Source organism: Vreelandella halophila, assembly GCF_019903425.1.
Taxonomy (GTDB): domain Bacteria; phylum Pseudomonadota; class Gammaproteobacteria; order Pseudomonadales; family Oleiphilaceae; genus Halospina; species Halospina halophila.
On the sequence record NZ_JACHUZ010000013.1, the window covers coordinates 2,376,690 to 2,395,329 of the forward strand.

Below are 18,640 nucleotides of genomic sequence, written 5' to 3' on the forward strand. Positions count from 1 at the left end.
ATGGCGGCATTTGAATTCAGGGCTCTCGACACGCGCGGCAAGCAGAAAAAGGGCGTTCTGGAAGCCGACAGTGCGCGCGCTGTTCGACAACAGCTGCGGGACCGTGGCTGGGCGCCGCTCGAGGTATCACCAACCCGTGAACGCCAGCAGCGCTCCGGATTCACACTGGGCCGCGGCCTGTCAGCGGCGGACCTTGCTCTGGTCACCCGGCAGCTGGCGACCCTGATCCAGTCCGGCATCCCGGTTGAGCAGGCCCTTTCGGCCATTGCCAACCAGGCGGACAGGCCCCGCATCAAGAGCATGATGCTGGCCATCCGCGCCAAGGTTCTGGAAGGCCATACGCTGGCCGGCAGCCTGGGCGAGTTCCCGTCCGCCTTTCCTCACCTCTACCGCGCCACCGTCGCTGCGGGGGAACATGCCGGCCACATGGATCTGGTCCTGAACCGCCTGGCGGACTACACCGAAGCGCGCCAGGAGGCACGCCAGAAGATCCAGCTTGCGGCCATCTACCCGGTCATCCTGACGTTCGTGGCCATTGCCATCGTGATCTTCCTGTTGACCTATGTGGTGCCGGACATCATTGAGGTCTTCGTACGCAGCGGTCAGGAGTTGCCGCCGCTGACCGAGGGGCTGCTGGCCGTGAGCAGTTTCTTTGTGGACTGGGGCTGGCTGCTGCTGGTATTACTGGTGGCTGCGGGCATCGGGTTCCGTCTGGCACTGCGGCGCCCGTCCTTCCGGCTCAAGGTTCACCGCCAGCTGCTTCACATCCCCTTTATTTCCCGACTCGTCCGCGGTCTGAACACGTCCCGTTTCGCGAGTACTGTGAGTATCCTCACAACCAGTGGCGTTCCGTTGGTGGAGGCAATGCGTATCGCCGGCGAAGTGTTGTCCAATGAATACCTGAAGGAACGGATCCGGGAAGCGACCCAATCCGTGAGCGAGGGTGGGTCACTCAAGAATGCTCTGGAGAATACCGGGTATTTCCCGCCGATGATGATCCATATGATTGGCAGTGGCGAGGCCAGTGGCGAACTGGACCGGATGCTGGAACGCACTGCGACGCACCAGGAAAACGATCTCCAGGGCAAGATCTCCGCGCTGGTCGGGCTGTTCGAGCCCCTGATGCTGCTGGTGATGGGTGGGGTGGTACTGATCATCGTACTAGCGATCATGCTGCCGATTATGAACATGAGCCAACTGATGGGTTGAGACGTTAATGACGAAGCAATATGCAGATCGAAGTCGTGGTTTCACGCTGATTGAGATCATGGTGGTAATGGTGATACTCGGGCTCCTGGTGGCGCTGGTGGCACCGAACATCATGGGCCGCGGGGATGAGGCGCGCGTAACAGCCGCTGAGGCACAGCTGCGCAACATCAGCAGTGCCCTGGATCTTTACCGGCTGGACAACAGCCATTACCCGTCAACGGAGCAGGGGCTCGAGGCACTGGTTGAGAAGCCCAGCGGTTCCCCCGAGCCCTCGAACTGGAACCCGGAGGGTTATATGAACGCCATCCCCAAGGATCCATGGGGCAATGACTACCAGTATGTCCAGCCCGGCTCCGAGGGCCCTTACGACCTCTACTCCTATGGTGCGGACGGCCGCGAGGGCGGCGAAGGCGTGAATGCGGACATCAGCGTCTGGGACGTGGAAGAGTAAGTCCGGCATGGGGCGCCGGCGGTTAGCGGGGTTCACGCTCATCGAGCTGATGGTGGTGCTGGTCATGGTTGGTCTGCTGATCAGCCTGGTCGGGCTCAGCATTGGTGGTGGCGGCGAACGGCGGGAACTTGAGGAGATGACCCGTAGCCTCTATCTCAGGATGCAGGCGGCCTCGGAGGAAGCCGTCATGACCAACCGGGAGATCGGCGTCCGGTTTGGGGATGACAGCTATGGCTTTGTCCAGCTGGACCGCGACCAGGCCCAGTGGACCCCGCTCCCGCGTGGCGGTCTCACCGGGGCGAGCATTCCTGAATGGGTCGAACTGGAGCTGAACACTGACGGTGGCGAGGCGGATGCGCTGGAAACCCAGGACGAAGACCAGCCGGAACCGGACCTGGTGTTTTTCTCCTCCGGCGAGTCCACCGCCTTCGATCTCTACCTCTGGTGGGACGGCGCCGATGATGGAAGCGCCCAGCTTCTGACCAGTGACGGCGCCACCGGGGTTGAATGGCTTCAGCCCGGCGACCCGGACTACAGGGAGCGTCTTTAATGCCCGGAACGCCCCATCGCGCTCACGGTTTCACCCTCATGGAGGTGATGATCGCACTGATGATCTTCGGCCTTCTGGCAGCAACCCTGCAGCAGGTCGCCTCCGGCTACATGAACAATTACCGGCGGATCGAAAGCCAGACCATGGCCTCCTGGATCGCCCAGAACCGCCTAACGGAGATGCGCCTCCAGGATCAGATGCCCGCAACCGGTGAATCCGACGATGAGGTGGAATTCGGCGGCCACGAGTGGGAAGTGGAGACGGCGGTCAGCGACACCGAGGATCCGGCGATACGGCGGGTGGAGATGACGCTTTACCGCGTGGACCAGAGGGGCGATCCCGTGCAGCAGCTGGTTTTTACAGGCTTTCTGGGGCAGCGCAACCGATGAGAAGGACGCATCCGGAAAAGGGCTTCACGCTGCTTGAGGTTCTGATTGCGGTGTTCATCACCAGCATGATCTCGCTGGGAGTATGGCAGGTCATGAACACCCTGGTGAATTCCCGAGAAGGCATCGAAAGGGTCTCCGGAGCCTTCCGGGACGTACAGAAAACCGTGTCACTGCTGGAACGGGATCTGCTGCAGGCGGTTAAGCGCCCCGTAAAGGATGCCTACGGCGAGCGCCTGCCCGCGCTGACCAGCCGTATCAGTGACGCGAAGCTGGAGCTTACGCGTCAGGGCTGGCGCAACCCTCTGGGAGACAAACGCAGTGAACTCCAGCGCGTGGCCTGGGAATACGACGAACTGGAAGAGCGCCTGATACGGCGATACTGGCCGGTCCTGGACCGCGCCCAGAACACGCGCAGCCGCGAGCAGGAACTGCTTGAAAACGTGGAATCCGTGGAGGTCCAGTTCCGGGACACCAACGGCCAGTGGCTCAACCAGTGGCCGGGTGACAGTGGCGACAGCAGCGGATTTGCCGAAGCGGAGGGCACGGATGTCCTGCGGATGCCCATGCCACGCGCAGTGGAAGTGGTCATCGACCATGAGCGCTTCGGTACCCTTCGGCGTCTGGTCGCACTGGGCGAACCCATGGCGATGGGTCCGCAGGTTCCGCCCATGGGCAGCCAGGGGAGCGGGGACAATGGTGATACCGGGGACAACGAAAACGGAGAGGACGACGAATGAGCGCCCGCCGTTTTACACGTCAGCATGGTGTGGCGCTGATCATCGTCCTGATGGCCTTTGCCCTCGGATCGATCCTGGCCTCGGGTATGCTGAGCCGCCAGAGCATCATGATCCGTGGCGCCACCACCTACCTGGCCCAGAATGACGCCCGCAGCCTGGCGCTGGGCGCAGAGGCCTTTGCCCGCCAGTTCCTGGCAAGGGACCTTGAGGGCGGCGGTAATACCCCGGAGGAAAACCAGGAGGGCAGTCAGGGCACTGACCAGGAGGGAACCTCGACCCGCCGCGAAGTGGATCATCCCAGCGAGGAATGGGCACGGTCGGCGCTGGCGCTGCCGGTGGACAAAGGCGTCATTGAAGCCCAGATCAACGACCTGCAGGGCCGGCTCAACCTCAATGCCCTGACAGAGGTGGACGGGAGCATTAACCAGCTCCAGCGCAACCGGTTGCAACGGCTCCTGCGCGTTCTGGAAATCCGGAATGTCAGGCCGGAAACCTTTGTGGACTGGGTGGATGCGGATGACGAGCGCACCGGTGCGGCCGGCGCCGAGGACAGCGATTACATGCTCCTCGACCCACCCTACCGGGCGGCCGATCAGCCCTTTGTCAGCGTGACCGAAGTGCGGCTTCTGGATGGCATGACCGAAGCGGCCTATCAGCGCCTGCGACCGCACGTCACGGCACTGCCGAACCGGGATGACATGCTCAACGTCAACTTCGCCTCGACCGCCGTGCTACGCTCACTGCATGACCGCATCAGCCAGGGGCAGGCGGAAAGCATCCGGCAGACACTGCGGGAATCGCCGGTTGAAAGTGTGGAGGAGTTCCTTGCGCTGCCGGAGTTCGCCGGTCTGGGGCTGGAGTCGGACGGGCTTGGTGTGAGCACGAACTTCTTCGAGATCGCCGCAAGGGTCAGCGTCAGTGGTACAGTGTATCGGCTGGTTTCCAAGGCCCAGCGCACACGCAATGGCACGATACGGATTCTGTCCCGGGACACCGGCAGAAGCCAACTGATCACGAAGGAACAGGTTCAGGCGTCCGAGTAGGCGCCTGTGAACAGGATCAGAGAAGACGGTTAATATGGCCTATCAACTCTACATAAGAGCAGGAGCCGAGGCCGGTGAAGGTTCCGATGCTGACGGTTTTGACTGGGTGCTTCTGGATGCGTCCGGAAACCTCGGTGGTGAGGGGCAGGGCGATTCGAGGGAGAACCTGGAGACCCGGCTTGAGGCCATCGGCGTGGAAGCGGCAGAGGTCATCGGTATCATTCCAACATTGGATGTCACGCCCTGTTCCGCGCGCATCCCAGGTCGCCAGAAACGCATGATTCGCCAGGCACTACCTTTCGCTGTGGAGGAACAGCTGGCTCAGGACATCGATTCGGTCCATCTCGCACTGGGCACACAGACGCGCAATGAGTGGCAGGTTGCTGCCATCGACCGTGAGCGGATGGATGCCTATGCCGCGTGGTTCGATACCTTCGGGTACCCGGTTCGGGCCATCCACGCGGACGCGATGCTGCTGCCCGCCGTCCAGCACCATTGGACCATCCTTGTTGAGGAAAGCCAGGCGCTGATCCAGGAGCACGGCAGCGGCTGGTACCAGGTGCCCGTTGAGGGGCTGTCCGTATTTCTGGATTCGCTCATTGAATCCTACGGCGCCGAGACGCCACAGGGCGCTCGCGTTCTGGCAACACCGCACGCGGCGGAACAGCACCGGATGGCTTTAGCATCACTGGAGCAGCACCCGGACGCCCTGATTCACGTGGAAACTCTGGAACAGCCCCCCCTACGTCTGATGGTCGAAAGCCTGGTGGGGGGGAATGCGGAAGCGGTCGACCTGTGCCAGGGTGATTACGCACCCGCTTCCAGCGGGCACTCCCCCCTGCGGCGCTGGCGGCCCGTGGCCATCGTGGCGGCGATTGGCATTGCCGCTCAGCTCGGTTTCATGGTGGCGGAGGGCGTTTATTACCGGAATCAGGCACAGCGGTTTAATGAGCAGGCGGTTGCGATCTACCGCGAGTACTTTCCTGATGAAAGCCGTACCGATGCCGACAACCTGAGGCGTGTGACCAAGGGCAAGATCCGCGCGGCTCGCGATGGAGGGTCCGGTGGTGACTTCCTGGCGATGCTGAGAGCCACAGGGCAACAGTATCAGGGGCTTGATGATCCGCAGAGCCTGCGCTTTGATACCATCCAGTTCAGCCGCAGCCGGGGTGAACTCCGTATTGAGCTGCGCGGCGAGAGCTTTGCCCAACTGGATGCCATGCGCAACGGACTCAGCAGTTCCGGATTCAGTGCCCGCATCGGCTCCGTGGTGAACAGTGACGACGGCACCGAAGCCCGGCTCACGGTCAGGCAGGGAGGTTGAGACAGATGCGTGAGACAATCCGCAGGATCCCGGCGGTACGCGCCGCGATTGCCCAGTATGACCAGCTGAGCCACCGCGACCGACGCGCCCTGCAGATCATGGTCGCCGCACTGGCTGTGGCCATCCTGTACCTCGGAATCTGGCAGCCCATTGTTGAGTTCCGCAGCGAGGGCTACGAACGCATGCAGCAGTCCCGCGAGCAGGTTGCCTGGATCAGCTCCCGGGAACAGGAGCTCGAGCGTCTCTCAGAGGCGAATGAATCCGGGCAGGGCGGTTCACTCGGTGATGCGGACCTGCTCAAGACAGTCACGGATTCAGCGGACCGCTCCGGGCTCCCGCTGCAGCGCTTTGAGCCCAGCGGTGATGACGCCATGCGTCTCTGGCTTGAGGCGGTGCCTTTCACGGACCTGACCCAGTGGCTGGGCCATCTCCAGAGTGAGTACGGACTGGCCGTGGACCAGGCCTCTCTGGACAGAACTGACGAACCCGGTCTGGTGGATGCCCGCCTGACCCTTGAACCCTGATGTGGAGGTAGGAGTGTCGCAATCCCCTGATTACGATCTTGTTGTCATCGGCGCCGGCTCCGGTGGTGTCCGGCTCGCACGCATGGCCTCCCAGGCGGGAGCCCGCGTGGCCATTGTCGAGTCCGCCGACCTCGGAGGCACCTGTGTCAATGTGGGGTGCGTGCCGAAAAAGCTCTTTGTCTACGGCGCCCATGTGCGTGAGGACATCGAGGATGCCAGGGGTTACGGGTTCGATGTGGCGGACGAAGCGATCCGTTTCGACTGGGCCACGCTGCGTGACAACAAGACCAGTGAAATCCGGCGCCTCAACGACATCTACCGCCGCCTGATCGACAACGCGGGCGTTACCCTGATCGAAGGCACGGCGCGCATTGAAGACGCCGGCACGGTCTGGGTCGACGGCAGGGCCGTAACCACCGAAAGGATCACCATTGCCACCGGCAGCCAGCCGGTTGTGCCGGAGATCCCTGGCAGCGAACACGCGCTGGTCTCCGACCACATGTTCTACCTCGACAGCCTTCCGGAGACCGCAACGGTCTGGGGCGGTGGCTACATTGCCGTGGAGTTTGCCGGCATCCTGGCGGGGCTCGGCGTCCGGACCACGCTCATCTATCGTGGGGAGCGATTCCTGCGCGGCTTTGACGGAGACATCCGCGATCACGTTGCCCAGGAAATGGCCGGCAAAGGGATCGACCTGCGTTTCAATACCAATATTGAATCCATCACGAAGTCCGGTGATGACTATGAACTGGCGCTGACAGACGGCAGCACCCATCGGACAGGTCTGGTTCTGGCTGCAACCGGCCGTGTACCGCGCACCAGTGGCCTCGGCCTTGAGGCGGTTGGCGTGGAAACGGACGAGGGTGGTGCCATCATTACCGATGACCAGTTCCGCACCAGTGTGCCGGGCGTCCACGCCCTGGGCGATGTGATCGGAACGCCGCAGCTCACCCCGGTTGCCATCGAGCAGGCCATGGTCATGGTGGATCAGCTTTATGGCACCGGGCTCAAGCGCATGGATTACACCAATATTCCCACAGCGGTGTTCTGTCAGCCGCCGATCGGCACAGTGGGCCTGACCGAGGAGGAGGCCCGGGAAGCTGGCCATTCAGTGACTGTCTACCGCACCTCCTTCCGCCCGATGAAGCACACCCTGTCCGGGCGCGAGGAAAAGGCCCTGATGAAGCTGGTGGTGGATCCGGATACGGATCGGGTACTGGGCGCGCACATGGTCGGCCCGGAGGCGGGCGAAATGATGCAGGGCATCGCCGTGGCACTGAAGGCCGGCGCCACCAAGGCGGTGTTCGATGCCACTGTCGGCATCCATCCGACCTCTGCAGAGGAATTCGTGACCATGCGGGAGCCGGTCAGCGACTGATACTGCGCCTAGAGGGGCAGCAGCCCCCTCAATGTGTCCCTCAGGCCATTACGCCGGACCGGCTTGGGCAGATAGGCGTCCATGCCGGCTTCCAGGCAGGACTGTTCGGTATCCTCCAGCACATCCGCGGTCATCGCAATGATGGGCGTGCGCCGGCCCTGCGCCTGACGTTCACAGGCACGCAGTCGTCGCGTGGCTTCCCAGCCGTCCATACCGGGCATCTGGCAGTCCATCAGAATGACATCGTACCTGTTCTGGTTTTCACAGACGTCATCCACGGCGGCCGTGCCACTGGAGGCGCAGCGCACGTGAAAACCAAGATTTTCCAGCTGCCGGGCGGCAACCCGCTGGTTAACGGGATTGTCCTCCACCACCAGGGCCTCACGTGTGCGTGCTCCAATAGCGGGGGTGACGGCAGGTGCAACCGTTGCTTCCTCCTGCACTGGGGGATGATCGTGCACTTTCATGGGAATGACAAACCGGAAGCGGCTGCCGCATCCCGGCTCCGAATCCACCGCAACGTGTCCGCCCATCAGCTCCACCAGACGCTGGACCAGAGGCAGTCCAAGGCCTGTACCGCCGTTACCGCGTGACGCCGAGATATCCATCTGCTCGAAGCTGCTGAACATGTCGCCCAGCCTTTCAGTAGGAATCCCGGAGCCGCTGTCGCTTACCTGACAGATCAAGGTGCCCTCGGATTCACTGTCCAGGCGCCAAGTGGCACTGACCGTAACCTCGCCTTCCGGGGTAAACTTGATGGCGTTGCCGATCAGATGCGCCAGCACCTGCCGCAGGCGGCCGGGATCCCCGAATACCTCCGGCGTCTTGTCCCAGTCACCGTCGAGTTCCAGCTGATAGGTGAGCTGGTTACTTTCGGCATCGTGACGGAAAGAAGCGAAACAGTTCTCAATGACGCTGCGCAGATCAAAGGGCGCATCCTCAAGCTCCAGGCGGCCCCGTTCAATACGGGAAAAATCCAGGAGATCATTGATGATGACCAGGAGGTCTTCTGTGGAACGACGTGCGGTCACAATGTAATCCGCCTGCCGGCTGTTCAGGGGTTCCTCCTCAAGGAGCTGGAGCATGCCGATCACACCATGCAGGGGCGTGCGCAGCTCATGGCTCATCATGGCGAGAAAATCCGACTTGGCACGGTTGGCCTGTTCGGCCTTATCCCTGGCCTGGCCCAGTTCCCGGAAGCTGACCTCGCGTTCCGCCTCCGCCGACCGCAGGCGGTGCGCCATTGCGTCAACGGCCTGCTGCAGGGACTGCAGTTCCCGTGCCACGCGGGTGTCACGCCGGGTGAAATCCGGATCCTCATCGGGCAGTTTCTGAACCGTGTCGGCAAGGCGCTCGATGGGGCGGCTGAGCCGCTGGGCAAGACGGCCCGAGAACAGGAACGTAGCCGCGAAGAGAATCAGGCCGATACCGGCGGAGGTCCAAAGTATTTCTTCCTGCTCGCCAGCAAGTTCGGCCTCGGAAACCGCAATGCGGATCTCGCCCAAGCGCCGGCCATTGCTGTTCTCCCAGCGTCCTGATGTAATCGGGTTGGTCGAGGTGGCCGCCCCGTCTAGGTTGATGGCGGTCTGGCGCACCGGGCTTGAGAATCGGTGAACCGGTGTATCCGGCGGTGTCTGTTCCGAGACCGCCGCCACAATCTCCCCGTCGCGGTTGACCACCTCGATCCGATGAGCCGCGGAACGCTCCAGCGTCTGGGTGATGATGCCCTTAAGTTCCGCCTGGTTACCCGCAATAAGGGGAAATTCAAGAGCAGGTGAGAGATTGTCCGCTGTCAGTTGGGTACTCCGGAACAGGCTCTGGCGTGCATCCTCCAATCGTGCCTGGGTGAAGAACAGCAGCATCAGCACGAACATGGCCACGGCTGGAAGCATGCCCAGCAGGAGGAGACGGTGATAGAGGGTCCAGCGGACGGGCCTCATGGCTCTACCTCCTTAAGCTCAAGTATCTGGCGCAGCTTTTCTTCAGTTGGCAACAGCAGATCCATGGAGCGGGCGACCTGTTCGTTGACCGCCACACTGAATCCCTCTGGATAACGGGGGCTGCGCAGCTCACCGTGATCCAGCCAGTGACGGATCAACTCACCCGCCTCCAGGATCTGGGTCCGGGGAGTGCTGTAGGTTGAAGCGACCGCGCCGGCGTCAACGAAGGCCCGGGAGGGGCCTATAACGAGCCGGTTGCTGCGGTAACTGGTCAGCAGCAGCGGCTTGACGGTTTCACGGTTGTAGACGGCGGGATCCGGCGTTCCCAGGAGGAAGTCCCCAAAGCTGAGCGCCCGCGCAAGGTTGCGGATGAGCTGATCCTGGGAGGGAATCACAAAAACCCGCGAGTCCAGGCCAATGGCACTGAGCCTGCTGCGGAGTTCGCTGTAGTCGCCCGCCTGTTCGGGTGAGGCCAGTATGGCTACGGTTCCGGCCCGGGGAATGATCAACTGGCCCAACCGGGCCTGACGTAGCAGGGGCGGATCTGAATAGACGGCGGAAAACCGTTCCCGGTTCTGGATGATGGCCTCAATGGCCCGGTAGGGCGTGAACAGCGCCAGAACGGGCTGCTCCGGCGCATTGGCCCGGATCTCGGAAAGCGTTGCACGATCCAGGGTGATCACCAGCTCACCGGCACCGGAACCTGGAGACCAGGCACGGAAGGCCGCGTCACTGATTTCGTCGTTGAGCAGGCGTTGTACCTGCTGGAAACGCGGGTGATCCACGGGTGCAATGTGGACGGTCTGCCGTGAATCGGGTAGGGCGGTGACCGGGTAAAGCAGTGCCACAAACGCAAGACTTAAAATCCATGCGCTCCCATGCCCCTGTCGCCGCCGCGGTTGGCGTGCGATCAGGCGTTTCCCTGCCTGCCTGATTCGATTAACCATAGCCTGATCCCTCAGAAACGAAGGCGCGCCTCCGCGAACAGGTGGTTCTGATCTGCCCAATTGTTGTCCTTGCGGTAAAGCGGGTCGTCCGTCAGATAATGACGATAGACACCGGCCAGTTCCACCATGGTTGTATCCAGATGCCAGCGCCGCGAGAGGCGGGCATCAACGCGTTCGAAGTGATAGTCCCTGAGCTGGTCCGTGAAATAGTACGACACTGCGCCCGAAATGCCTCTCCCGAAACGCTGAATCCATGCAAAACTGCCACTGTGGCGAGCATTCAACCGCTCTTCCAGGCTGACAAGCGCGCGCTGTCTCTCCAGATCATTTTCCCTCTCTCCGGTATAGTGGCCCTCAGTATCCAGGTAACCATAGGTAAGCCGCAACCGGCTTCCCCGGATCTCAAGGTTTGCTTCCACCTCAAAGCCTTTCTGGGTCTGGTCGACATTGTTTTCCAGGTCCCACCGGGATTCGTCATTCTCATTCAACCCGAGGTTGGTGACTCCCGAAATGAGGTTATCCAGCGAGTCGCGGAACAGTTTGATTTCACTCTGAAACAGCCCGGTAACCAGGCGCTTCTGATACAGGTAGCTGATTTCCCGAGAGGTTATCGTTTCCTCTTCAAGCGGTCTGACCTCGGGGCTGGCCGCGCTCAGGCTTGGCCCACGCCTCTGTCCCTCCAGAAAGGGACGCAGTTCCTCCGGAGTTACATTCTCACCCCGGTACTGCCAGTCAGGCCGGCTCTCAAAAGGGTCTGGTAGGCGATGGGAACGGGAGAAGACGAAACGCAGCGTCTGGTTGGCACTGAAATGGATGTTAGCCGCCCCGCGGGGGGAAAAGAAAGAGCCTCCCAGGCTGTCGTCCTCCCACATACCGCCAAGGTTCGTGGTCAGCCAGGGTGTCGGCTGGTGTTCCAGGTTAGCGAATACCCGGCTCCGGTTGGTTTCCCCGCTGCCATTGAAAAAAGTGTCCGACTCATAGTGGTCTTCTCTGTAGCTGGCACCGAACACCACCCGTGTGGCGGGCGTAAAAATGTTGGTCTGCTGGAACTCGATGTGGGTACGTGCCTCTTCAAGGTCTTCGTTAACATCGGTTGCAAATGCGGGAATGGTGACGCCATCAGGCAGGGATTCATCATCCAGAACAGCATCCGGATCCGGAAAGGACGCACGCCAGTCCTGGCGACGGCTTCTGGTCTGATGGTAGACCTGTAGATGGAAGAAACGATCCGAGGACGGTTCATGATGCCAAGTGATGGAGCCGTGCCAATCCTCCCCAGTGATGTCCGGGTTTGTAAGAGGGTTGAAGCTGTCGTATTCAGATGGGTCGACTTCTTCATCCACCTCATGGTAGCCAGTCTCCAGGGCCAATCGGTCGGTCTTTCCCAGAGCCAGCTCCCCTGAGTAATTGATGGAGAGGGTGTCATACCCATCCCGACTGTTGCGGGTGCGATCGGTACGGCCGCCTGATTCATCCCGCCTGTAGCGGAAGTCAAACCCATCACTGCGGCGCTGGTTGACGGAAAGCCGCCAGTCCAGTGGCCCGGTGCGCGAGCCCACCGAGCCGTAGTAATGGCCAAAGCCGTCGTCACCGCGCAGGCCTTCCGTTCCACGCACTTCAACGCCGTGGGTATCACTGGGAGAACGGGTAATGATGTTGATCACGGCAAGAAAGGAGTTTGCCCCATAGGCGGCAGCGTTGGGCCCACGGGTAACCTCGATGCGGTCGATGGCGTCGATGGGCACGGGAAGATTGGTCCAGTCCATGTCCGCCAGGCTGGCGTTGTAGTAGGAACGTCCATCCACCAGCACCTGGAGGCGGCGCTGCTGAACCGCGACCGTCCCGTGGTAGGACACAACCGGATTATTGCTGCCGACATAACCAACGGTCATCCCCGGAACCAGACGGAAGGCATCCCAGAGGTTAAGCACCCCCAGATCACGCAGCAGCTCGCCTTCCAGGATGGTGACTGTGCCCGGCGTTTTCGCCTTGGACTGCCTGAGACGGCTGGTAGTCAAAACCTGGGGAAGGGCGTCGGTTTCCGCATCTTCCAGCAGACCGGCACCGCTGCTCACCTGAGCGGCTCCCACGCCTGTGGCAGTCCCCCACACCAGACAAAGGGCAAAAAGGGCAGTGGAGTGTCTCAACAAGCGCAGCGGGGCATGTCGCATGGCAAGGTCCTCTGTGATCAGAACATACGGGCCAGTATCGATTCTGGCAATCGCCTCAGGAGAAACGCGATCGGTGTCCAGGGCCAAGGCGGTACACAGGCAACGGGCCTGCCTTTCTCGATGGCTGCCACCATGGCGCGACAGCCCGTCTCAAGATCCACCCGGAAGGGCGCATTTTTCACGTCCTCATTGATGGCCGTGAGAATGTAGCCGGGAAGCAGGGTGGTAACCCGGATAGGCGATGCCTTTTTGCGCAGTTCCACTCGGAGTCCTTCAGCCAACGAGGCCACGCCAGCCTTGGTGGCGCCATAGACCGTCATGTTGCCCGGCATGCCACGCACCGCGGAAATCGAGGAAACGGCCACCAGATGCCCGTGATTCTGTCTGCGGAAAATCGTCATGGCCGCCTCGAACTGGGCCAGGGCCGCCACGAAATCGGTCTGCGCGGTCTCGCGATTGGCATCGAAGCGCCCGGTGCCCAGGGGCTGCCCCTTGCCGATGCCGGCATTGACCAGCACCCGATCGATCCGCCCGAACTGCTCGCAGAATGAATCAAATATCTGGAAAACAGCGTCATGATCATTCACATCCAGTGTGGCCACCCGAACGTCAACGCCCGGATAATCCCGCTGGAGCTCGGCCTGAAGCTGCTCGAGACGCTCGATCCGCCGGGCACACAGGGCCAGACTGCAGCCGCGGGCCGCAAACTCGCGGGCCATGCCTTCTCCAAGTCCGGAGCTGGCTCCGGTAATGAGTACCACGGAGGCCATCACGATGCCTCCTCTGCAAGTGGATCCTGAAGCTGGCGCACGTCCAGATTGGATGATCTAAGAAGCGCATTGGCGTAGACGCCAAGAAACCAGGGGTGCTGTTCCGGGGGTATTTCGCGCATGCGCCCATCCAGCCATTCGTGTGCCCGGCACAGCGCCGCCTTTTCAGGCGTTTCAACGCTGGTGGGAAGAGCGGCTGCCTGGTTGCGGGTGGCGAGCTTTTCCGCCGCGGCATAATTCACCGGGAAAAACCGGAACAGCCCAAGAATCTGGGAATTCACCGCGGCCGCCACGTTCTGGGCGGTTTCTAGGCCTGTGCCAAGTGGTTCACCGAAAGCGACATGGACGCGCCCCTTATGGCCGGTAATACCGCGCACGATGCTTTCCATGTCTTCTCCCGGCCGTTTGCTGTAGCTGCCGCTGCGGTAGTGGGACTCAAGCTCCCGCGCCTTGTCACCGTCACATGGATCGAATTCGTAGGATATGGCAACCGGCACAATATTGAGATCCCGTACCGCCTCAGCGAGGCTGACGCCATCGCGCTTATGGCTCATGTGGAGCATCTTGATGATGGCAGGATCCGTAACATCAATGCTGTCCTTGGCGCGCCCCTCGCGCTGGGCCATCCATACAGAATGCCCGTCGCCGAGCGATTCCCGGATGTAGCTGGAAAGAGTCAGGAAGGCATTACGCATCTCACGGGGATTGGAGAGGTTGCGCCGAACGATGAAGCTTTTGTTGAGCCGCATCATATCCGCAACCATGGGATCGCCCACGAGGTTGTCGCCAATAGCGATACGCGTTGTGGCATGGCCGCTTTTGTAGAGCACGAAGTTGACCAGTGCCGGGTCCAGGACAATGTCCCGGTGACTGGACAGGAACAGGCAGGGACGGTCCGAGCGGAGGTTATCCAGGCCGGACCAGCTGATGGCATCGGTGGTATTGCGCAGCCCGCGCCCGATCAGCGGTGCCACACGGTGCTGGAGCTCATCGACGGAATCAATGCTGCCCAGCAGACGCCGCAGCTGCCACCGAACCCACAACCGGACCGGACCAGGCAGAACGCGGTGAAGCCGTTCCGCGCGAAAGCGCCCGATCAGATCCTGGAATTCAGGCTGGCTGATCAGACGTTTGATAACAGGCTGAACCTCATCATCCGAAAAGGGCCGGATATCGTCTGAATGAGACATTGCCGCTCCGTTTGGCCGAATTCAGACGGGCAGGATAGCCATCTTTCAGGCCGACGTCATGTCCCCAGCGGCAGGAGTTCCCGGACGTCGCAGTCCAAAGCCTCTGCAAGCCTGTAGACTTTCTCCAGCGTGATGTTCACCTGTCCGCGTTCAATGCGCCCCATGTAGCTGCGGTCAATCCCGGCGCGCAGTGCGAGCTGGTCCTGGGAAATAGCCTTGGCTCTGCGGATCTCACGGACGTTGCTTCCAAACTTATTTGCGTTGTATTTCATGACTCGCCTCTCATGCGGCCGAAACTATCCCGATTCTGCCTCTGTGGCGCTACAGTCTATAATCCTCTGACTGCTCAGCGATTTTTCCGCATTTTATATCTGGTTGTTTTGCGTCCCTAATTGATTGCATAGTTCCACAAATAGTTCGATAAGGAAAGTTTCTGTGATGTTTGGCCGGGCGGTCTCCATGGACCTGCCACTGATTGCCGACAAGCCATAATTGCGCATAATGTATATTATGTTAAATACGCTGTGTCGTGGCAAAAGAACAGATTCCACCCATGGGAATGCAAAAGATCTCTCCACACATGACTGCCCCGGAGCTCAGCTATCCGGATTGTTCGCAAGCTCCTTCAGTGCCTCCATGGCCTCCTCGCTGCGATCACTGGGCACAAACATGTGGTCGTGATAGAACCCTGCAATCACGTTGGTGGTAATGCCCCGTTCTGCCAGCAGGCTTGTTACCACGGACGTGAGCCCCAGAGCTTCGAGACTGGAATGGCCTTTGAGGGTTATGCGCCGGAAGACCCGGTAGTAGTCCAGATTTTCGGCTTTGGCCTGCTCAAGCGGAACAACCAGAGTCAGCCCTTCCAGTTCAGCAATACTGACAATGGGTCTGAGTTTTTCCAGCTCACCATACTTTGCGTGAGCCACCGTGCAGTACACATAAGGCGTCGGGTCCAGGTTTGGTGAGAGATTCTTGATCAGGTCCTGGAGAAACTGGGGTCGCTTCATCGCTAACTATCCTTCAGCGGAATGGATTGGGTATTCTGAAAATCTACCATTTTCCGTGCTCTTCCTGAGCAAAAAATGTCCGCACCGACCCAATCCAGTGGTTTGACGGGTCATTTGCCGGTTGGGTTTATTTTTATAGACAGCTGGTCTATATTATCGCAATGGATGAAACGCTGCCCAAAAAACGACGGGGACGCCCTCCAAAGGTTCCTCGCAACGACGTCGAAACCCGTGTCGCGCTGATTCAAAGCGGGACGGAAGTGCTGACCGAACAGGGATTCGCTGTCTCAGGAATCGACGGCATTCTCAAGCGTGTCGGCGTCCCTAAGGGCTCTTTCTACTATTATTTTTCAAGCAAAGAAGCCTTTGGGCACGCGATCCTGGAGCATTACGCGGATTATTTCGCAAAGAAGCTTGACCGCCATTTGCTTAATGATTCCCTGCCCCCGCTGGAACGAATAAATGCCTTCGTTGCTGACGCGAAGGAAGGCATGGAACGGCATAGCTTCCAACGTGGATGCTTAGTGGGAAACCTGGGGCAGGAAGCGAACGTGCTGCCCCAAGGCTATCGAGCCTGGCTGCAGGCAACGCTCAAAGACTGGCAACAGCGGATGGCATCCTGTCTGCGTGAGGCGCAGCAAACGGGTGAACTGTCTCAATCAGCCGACTGTGATCGCCTGGCAGAAGCGTTCTGGATCGGTTGGGAAGGGGCCGTCATGCGGGCGAGGCTGGAGGCTACGGCCCGCCCGCTCGATACGTTTGTCGAAACCTTTCTCGACGGTTTGCCCCGGTAAATTTTTTATTGATTAATAGACGCTCGTCTACAAAAAGAGGTAACCAATGTTCAACGCAATTCATATTGATAAGCAGGATGGTGAGCAGCGGGTGGCGATCAAGTCGGTGGATGAATCAGAACTCCCCGATGGCGACGTTACTGTGCGGGTCCAATCCAGTACGCTCAATTACAAGGATGCGCTCGCCATCACTGGAAAGGGGCCTGTCGTTAAGCAGTTCCCCATGGTGCCGGGAATCGATCTGTCAGGGGTCGTGGAGGAGTCCTCCGCATCCGATTTCAAGCCTGGCGATACGGTGCTGCTCAACGGCTGGGGCGTGGGTGAAAAACACTGGGGTGGATTGGCAGAGAAAGCACGGCTCGATAGCCGCTGGCTGATCCCCCAGCCCGCCGCTTTCACGCCCCATCAGTCCATGGCGATCGGTACGGCCGGTTATACGGCCATGCTGGCGGTTATGGCACTGGAAAACCATGGGGTTACTCCGGATCAGGGGGAAATCCTCGTCACTGGTGCCAACGGTGGCGTGGGGAGCTATGCCATTACTCTGCTGGCCCGGCTGGGCTATCACGTTGTTGCCTCTACGGGACGCCTGGACGAGTCAGACTATCTGCGTGGGCTGGGCGCAGAGGGCGTGATTGACCGCCACGAACTCTCCGAGCCGGGGCGCCCATTGGCCAAGGAACGCTGGGCCGGGGCAATCGACTGTGTTGGCAGTCACACGCTTGCCAACGTCCTCGCGTCTACACAATATGACGGGACCGTTGCGTGCTGTGGCCTGGCCCAAGGCATGGATTTACCAGCCAGCGTCGCACCTTTCATACTGCGTGGTGTCACGCTGGCAGGTATCGACAGCGTCATGAAGCCCCTGGCCTACCGAGTCGAGGCCTGGCGCAGACTGGGTGAGCTTCTTGATCCGGAACAGCTGACTACCATTACTCAGTCCCTTACGCTGGACCAGGCGATCGGTGCTGCCGATGACCTGCTGGAAGGAAAGATCAGAGGGAGGGTCGTTGTTGATATGACGTGACCTGGCAGTGCCAAATGCGAGCAGGAAGTGGCGATCCAACGGATTTGGTTTTTCTGTTCTATGCTAAAAGGACCGTCACCTTCCTTAAGAACGCATGGCTGAATCCTATCCAAACAATGGCAGCCAAGCTGCGGGCCGGCGCCGTTGCGCTATTGAGTGCGGTGAGCGTCGTCGCTGGTGCCCAGAGCAAAACGATTCCGATAACTGGTGGGGTTTACCAGAACAGGACCGGCAATCACGGGACGTGGAGTCTTTCGTTGCGTGCCAAAAACTGGCCGTCGATGGTCAACCATAACGGCTCCCCGCCCAAGGGTGACCCCGCGGGTAACCCGCGCTGGGCGTGAATATGCAGATGCGGTTCGGAACTGTTTCCCGAGTTGCCCGCTTCGCCCAGACGATCCCCAACACGTAACTGATCTCCTTCAGCAACCGCCATCTTTCCCTGACGCAGGTGCGCCAGAATCACCACGAAATCACCACAGTCGACGGCAATATAATTACCGGCTTTGTTGGCGCTATCCATTTCTGGAACGGTCATGTCCTCAAACCGATCGACGACCTTCGCTACCCTTCCGCTGCAGGGCGCCACAACAGGGGTACCGAAAGTCGTGTACTGGGCCGGATCCGCCGGCCACCATCCGTTCATATGCCATCCCCAGGGGGTAATGCGAAAGATATCCAGCCCCCTGCTCTGGCCCCGCCACGGCCGGAAACGCGCTTCGGAGTCATCCAGTGTTTGGAGATGGACGTTCACCATCTCAGTTGACCCGCCATGCGCGACCAGGAAATGACCGGCGGCAAACGGCGGCGCGATAGCCACCACGTCGCTGTTGGGTGTAACCCGCCCCTGAATGGCGGCTATACCCATGTACCCCCCAAGTAGTCCGAGTCCGGCGACTACAGCGATAAGCACGGTCGATCCAACTGACGCCTGCCAGAGGCCATGGGTGGAGGAACGAATGGTCATCAGTTGCCGGATTACGATCAACAGAAAAACCAGACCGTACAGATAAGGCACCCAGAACGGAGGTAGAGCCCACAGGGCCGCAAAGCTGAGCCCGAAAAGCACTAGACCGACAGACAGTCCCTGGAGAACAAGAGCCAGTGTGCCCGCCGCCGGAAACAGAGCAAGCCAACCCAACAGCAGGACTGGCAGGAGCAACTGGGTGATTGCCGTAATCCAGGGCAT

The 18,640-nt window shown here is 60.4% G+C and carries 19 protein-coding genes; 11 read left to right on the forward strand and 8 right to left on the reverse strand.

Annotation, left to right across the window (positions count from 1 at the left end; genetic code table 11):
• From gspF to gorA, 9 genes are read left to right on the forward strand one after another with little or no spacing between them, the layout of a single operon-like run.
• Entirely contained in the window at nt 1-1,209 is a 1,209-nt protein-coding gene (gspF, locus tag H4I92_RS15330; protein WP_077531398.1) for a type II secretion system inner membrane protein GspF, read from the forward strand.
• A 7-nt stretch (nt 1,210-1,216) separates the two neighbouring features.
• Complete coding sequence (gene gspG / locus H4I92_RS15335; RefSeq protein WP_077531399.1) at nt 1,217-1,660, forward strand: type II secretion system major pseudopilin GspG; 444 nt, start codon at nt 1,217-1,219, stop codon at nt 1,658-1,660.
• A gap of 7 nt (nt 1,661-1,667) precedes the next feature.
• Nucleotides 1,668-2,210, forward strand: a complete 543-nt coding sequence (gspH, locus tag H4I92_RS15340; RefSeq protein WP_179105732.1) for a type II secretion system minor pseudopilin GspH — start codon at nt 1,668-1,670, stop codon at nt 2,208-2,210.
• On the forward strand, nt 2,210-2,599 hold the full coding sequence (gene gspI, locus H4I92_RS15345; protein ID WP_179105733.1) for a type II secretion system minor pseudopilin GspI: 390 nt from the start codon (nt 2,210-2,212) through the stop codon (nt 2,597-2,599). Before gspH ends, gspI begins: the two co-directional genes overlap by 1 nt.
• Nucleotides 2,596-3,336: a type II secretion system minor pseudopilin GspJ gene (gene gspJ / locus H4I92_RS15350; protein WP_077531402.1), complete on the forward strand. Its 741-nt coding sequence runs from the start codon at nt 2,596-2,598 to the stop codon at nt 3,334-3,336. The genes gspI and gspJ overlap by 4 nt, the downstream gene beginning before the upstream one ends.
• Nucleotides 3,333-4,379 (forward strand): type II secretion system minor pseudopilin GspK, encoded by a 1,047-nt coding sequence (gene gspK, locus H4I92_RS15355; RefSeq protein ID WP_077531403.1) that lies wholly within the window; start codon nt 3,333-3,335, stop codon nt 4,377-4,379. The genes gspJ and gspK overlap by 4 nt, the downstream gene beginning before the upstream one ends.
• A gap of 34 nt (nt 4,380-4,413) precedes the next feature.
• Nucleotides 4,414-5,703: a type II secretion system protein GspL gene (gene gspL / locus H4I92_RS15360; protein WP_077531404.1), complete on the forward strand. Its 1,290-nt coding sequence runs from the start codon at nt 4,414-4,416 to the stop codon at nt 5,701-5,703.
• A 5-nt stretch (nt 5,704-5,708) separates the two neighbouring features.
• On the forward strand, nt 5,709-6,227 hold the full coding sequence (gspM, locus tag H4I92_RS15365; protein WP_077531405.1) for a type II secretion system protein GspM: 519 nt from the start codon (nt 5,709-5,711) through the stop codon (nt 6,225-6,227).
• A gap of 13 nt (nt 6,228-6,240) precedes the next feature.
• Nucleotides 6,241-7,605 (forward strand): glutathione-disulfide reductase, encoded by a 1,365-nt coding sequence (gene gorA, locus H4I92_RS15370; RefSeq protein ID WP_077531406.1) that lies wholly within the window; start codon nt 6,241-6,243, stop codon nt 7,603-7,605.
• 8 nt (nt 7,606-7,613) lie between these two features.
• On the opposite strand, the gene H4I92_RS15375 is transcribed toward gorA, so the two are convergent.
• The 7 genes from H4I92_RS15375 to H4I92_RS15405 all read right to left on the reverse strand — a co-directional run bounded on the left by H4I92_RS15375 (nt 7,614) and on the right by H4I92_RS15405 (nt 15,630).
• The gene (locus tag H4I92_RS15375; protein ID WP_077531407.1) at nt 7,614-9,545 is read right to left on the reverse strand and encodes an ATP-binding protein; all 1,932 of its coding nucleotides are present in this window, start codon (nt 9,543-9,545) and stop codon (nt 7,614-7,616) included.
• Nucleotides 9,542-10,393 (reverse strand): hypothetical protein, encoded by an 852-nt coding sequence (locus tag H4I92_RS15380; RefSeq protein WP_077531408.1) that lies wholly within the window; start codon nt 10,391-10,393, stop codon nt 9,542-9,544. Before H4I92_RS15380 ends, H4I92_RS15375 begins: the two co-directional genes overlap by 4 nt.
• A gap of 110 nt (nt 10,394-10,503) precedes the next feature.
• Nucleotides 10,504-12,567 (reverse strand): TonB-dependent receptor plug domain-containing protein, encoded by a 2,064-nt coding sequence (locus tag H4I92_RS15385; protein ID WP_179105734.1) that lies wholly within the window; start codon nt 12,565-12,567, stop codon nt 10,504-10,506.
• A gap of 113 nt (nt 12,568-12,680) precedes the next feature.
• A complete protein-coding gene (locus tag H4I92_RS15390; RefSeq protein WP_077531410.1) occupies nt 12,681-13,433 on the reverse strand; it encodes an SDR family oxidoreductase in 753 nt (250 codons plus the stop codon).
• Nucleotides 13,433-14,623 (reverse strand): 1-acyl-sn-glycerol-3-phosphate acyltransferase, encoded by a 1,191-nt coding sequence (locus H4I92_RS15395; RefSeq protein ID WP_077531411.1) that lies wholly within the window; start codon nt 14,621-14,623, stop codon nt 13,433-13,435. The genes H4I92_RS15390 and H4I92_RS15395 overlap by 1 nt, the downstream gene beginning before the upstream one ends.
• 56 nt (nt 14,624-14,679) lie before the next feature.
• The gene (locus tag H4I92_RS15400; RefSeq protein ID WP_077531412.1) at nt 14,680-14,895 is read right to left on the reverse strand and encodes a helix-turn-helix domain-containing protein; all 216 of its coding nucleotides are present in this window, start codon (nt 14,893-14,895) and stop codon (nt 14,680-14,682) included.
• A gap of 324 nt (nt 14,896-15,219) precedes the next feature.
• Nucleotides 15,220-15,630: an ACT domain-containing protein gene (locus tag H4I92_RS15405; protein ID WP_077531413.1), complete on the reverse strand. Its 411-nt coding sequence runs from the start codon at nt 15,628-15,630 to the stop codon at nt 15,220-15,222.
• Between the two features lie 161 nt (nt 15,631-15,791).
• Here H4I92_RS15405 and acuR point away from each other — a divergent pair, with 161 nt between their 5' ends.
• Together acuR and acuI are read left to right on the forward strand one after the other, a co-directional pair.
• Complete coding sequence (acuR, locus tag H4I92_RS15410) at nt 15,792-16,424, forward strand: acrylate utilization transcriptional regulator AcuR (protein ID WP_077531414.1); 633 nt, start codon at nt 15,792-15,794, stop codon at nt 16,422-16,424.
• Nucleotides 16,425-16,470: 46 nt separating this feature from the next.
• Nucleotides 16,471-17,451 carry an acrylyl-CoA reductase (NADPH) gene (gene acuI, locus H4I92_RS15415; protein ID WP_077531415.1) on the forward strand — a complete coding sequence of 327 codons (981 nt, stop codon included), beginning with the start codon at nt 16,471-16,473 and terminating at the stop codon, nt 17,449-17,451.
• A gap of 235 nt (nt 17,452-17,686) precedes the next feature.
• Here acuI and H4I92_RS15420 read toward each other — a convergent pair whose 3' ends face one another.
• A complete protein-coding gene (locus H4I92_RS15420) occupies nt 17,687-18,640 on the reverse strand; it encodes a M23 family metallopeptidase (protein ID WP_077531416.1) in 954 nt (317 codons plus the stop codon).

Excerpts from the sequence above, each read along its gene's own strand:
- gspF (WP_077531398.1), top strand. The coding sequence starts at position 1 with ATGGCGGCATTTGAATTCAGGGCTCTCGACACGCGCGGCAAGCAGAAA.
- gspG (WP_077531399.1), top strand. The coding sequence starts at position 1,217 with ATGACGAAGCAATATGCAGATCGAAGTCGTGGTTTCACGCTGATTGAG.
- gspH (WP_179105732.1), top strand. The coding sequence starts at position 1,668 with ATGGGGCGCCGGCGGTTAGCGGGGTTCACGCTCATCGAGCTGATGGTG.
- gspI (WP_179105733.1), top strand. The coding sequence starts at position 2,210 with ATGCCCGGAACGCCCCATCGCGCTCACGGTTTCACCCTCATGGAGGTG.
- gspJ (WP_077531402.1), top strand. The coding sequence starts at position 2,596 with ATGAGAAGGACGCATCCGGAAAAGGGCTTCACGCTGCTTGAGGTTCTG.
- gspK (WP_077531403.1), top strand. The coding sequence starts at position 3,333 with ATGAGCGCCCGCCGTTTTACACGTCAGCATGGTGTGGCGCTGATCATC.
- gspL (WP_077531404.1), top strand. The coding sequence starts at position 4,414 with ATGGCCTATCAACTCTACATAAGAGCAGGAGCCGAGGCCGGTGAAGGT.
- gspM (WP_077531405.1), top strand. The coding sequence starts at position 5,709 with ATGCGTGAGACAATCCGCAGGATCCCGGCGGTACGCGCCGCGATTGCC.
- H4I92_RS15375 (WP_077531407.1), bottom strand. The coding sequence starts at position 9,545 with ATGAGGCCCGTCCGCTGGACCCTCTATCACCGTCTCCTCCTGCTGGGC.
- H4I92_RS15390 (WP_077531410.1), bottom strand. The coding sequence starts at position 13,433 with ATGGCCTCCGTGGTACTCATTACCGGAGCCAGCTCCGGACTTGGAGAA.
- H4I92_RS15395 (WP_077531411.1), bottom strand. The coding sequence starts at position 14,623 with ATGTCTCATTCAGACGATATCCGGCCCTTTTCGGATGATGAGGTTCAG.
- H4I92_RS15400 (WP_077531412.1), bottom strand. The coding sequence starts at position 14,895 with ATGAAATACAACGCAAATAAGTTTGGAAGCAACGTCCGTGAGATCCGC.
- H4I92_RS15405 (WP_077531413.1), bottom strand. The coding sequence starts at position 15,630 with ATGAAGCGACCCCAGTTTCTCCAGGACCTGATCAAGAATCTCTCACCA.
- acuR (WP_077531414.1), top strand. The coding sequence starts at position 15,792 with ATGGATGAAACGCTGCCCAAAAAACGACGGGGACGCCCTCCAAAGGTT.
- acuI (WP_077531415.1), top strand. The coding sequence starts at position 16,471 with ATGTTCAACGCAATTCATATTGATAAGCAGGATGGTGAGCAGCGGGTG.
- H4I92_RS15420 (WP_077531416.1), bottom strand. The coding sequence starts at position 18,640 with ATGCCCTGGATTACGGCAATCACCCAGTTGCTCCTGCCAGTCCTGCTG.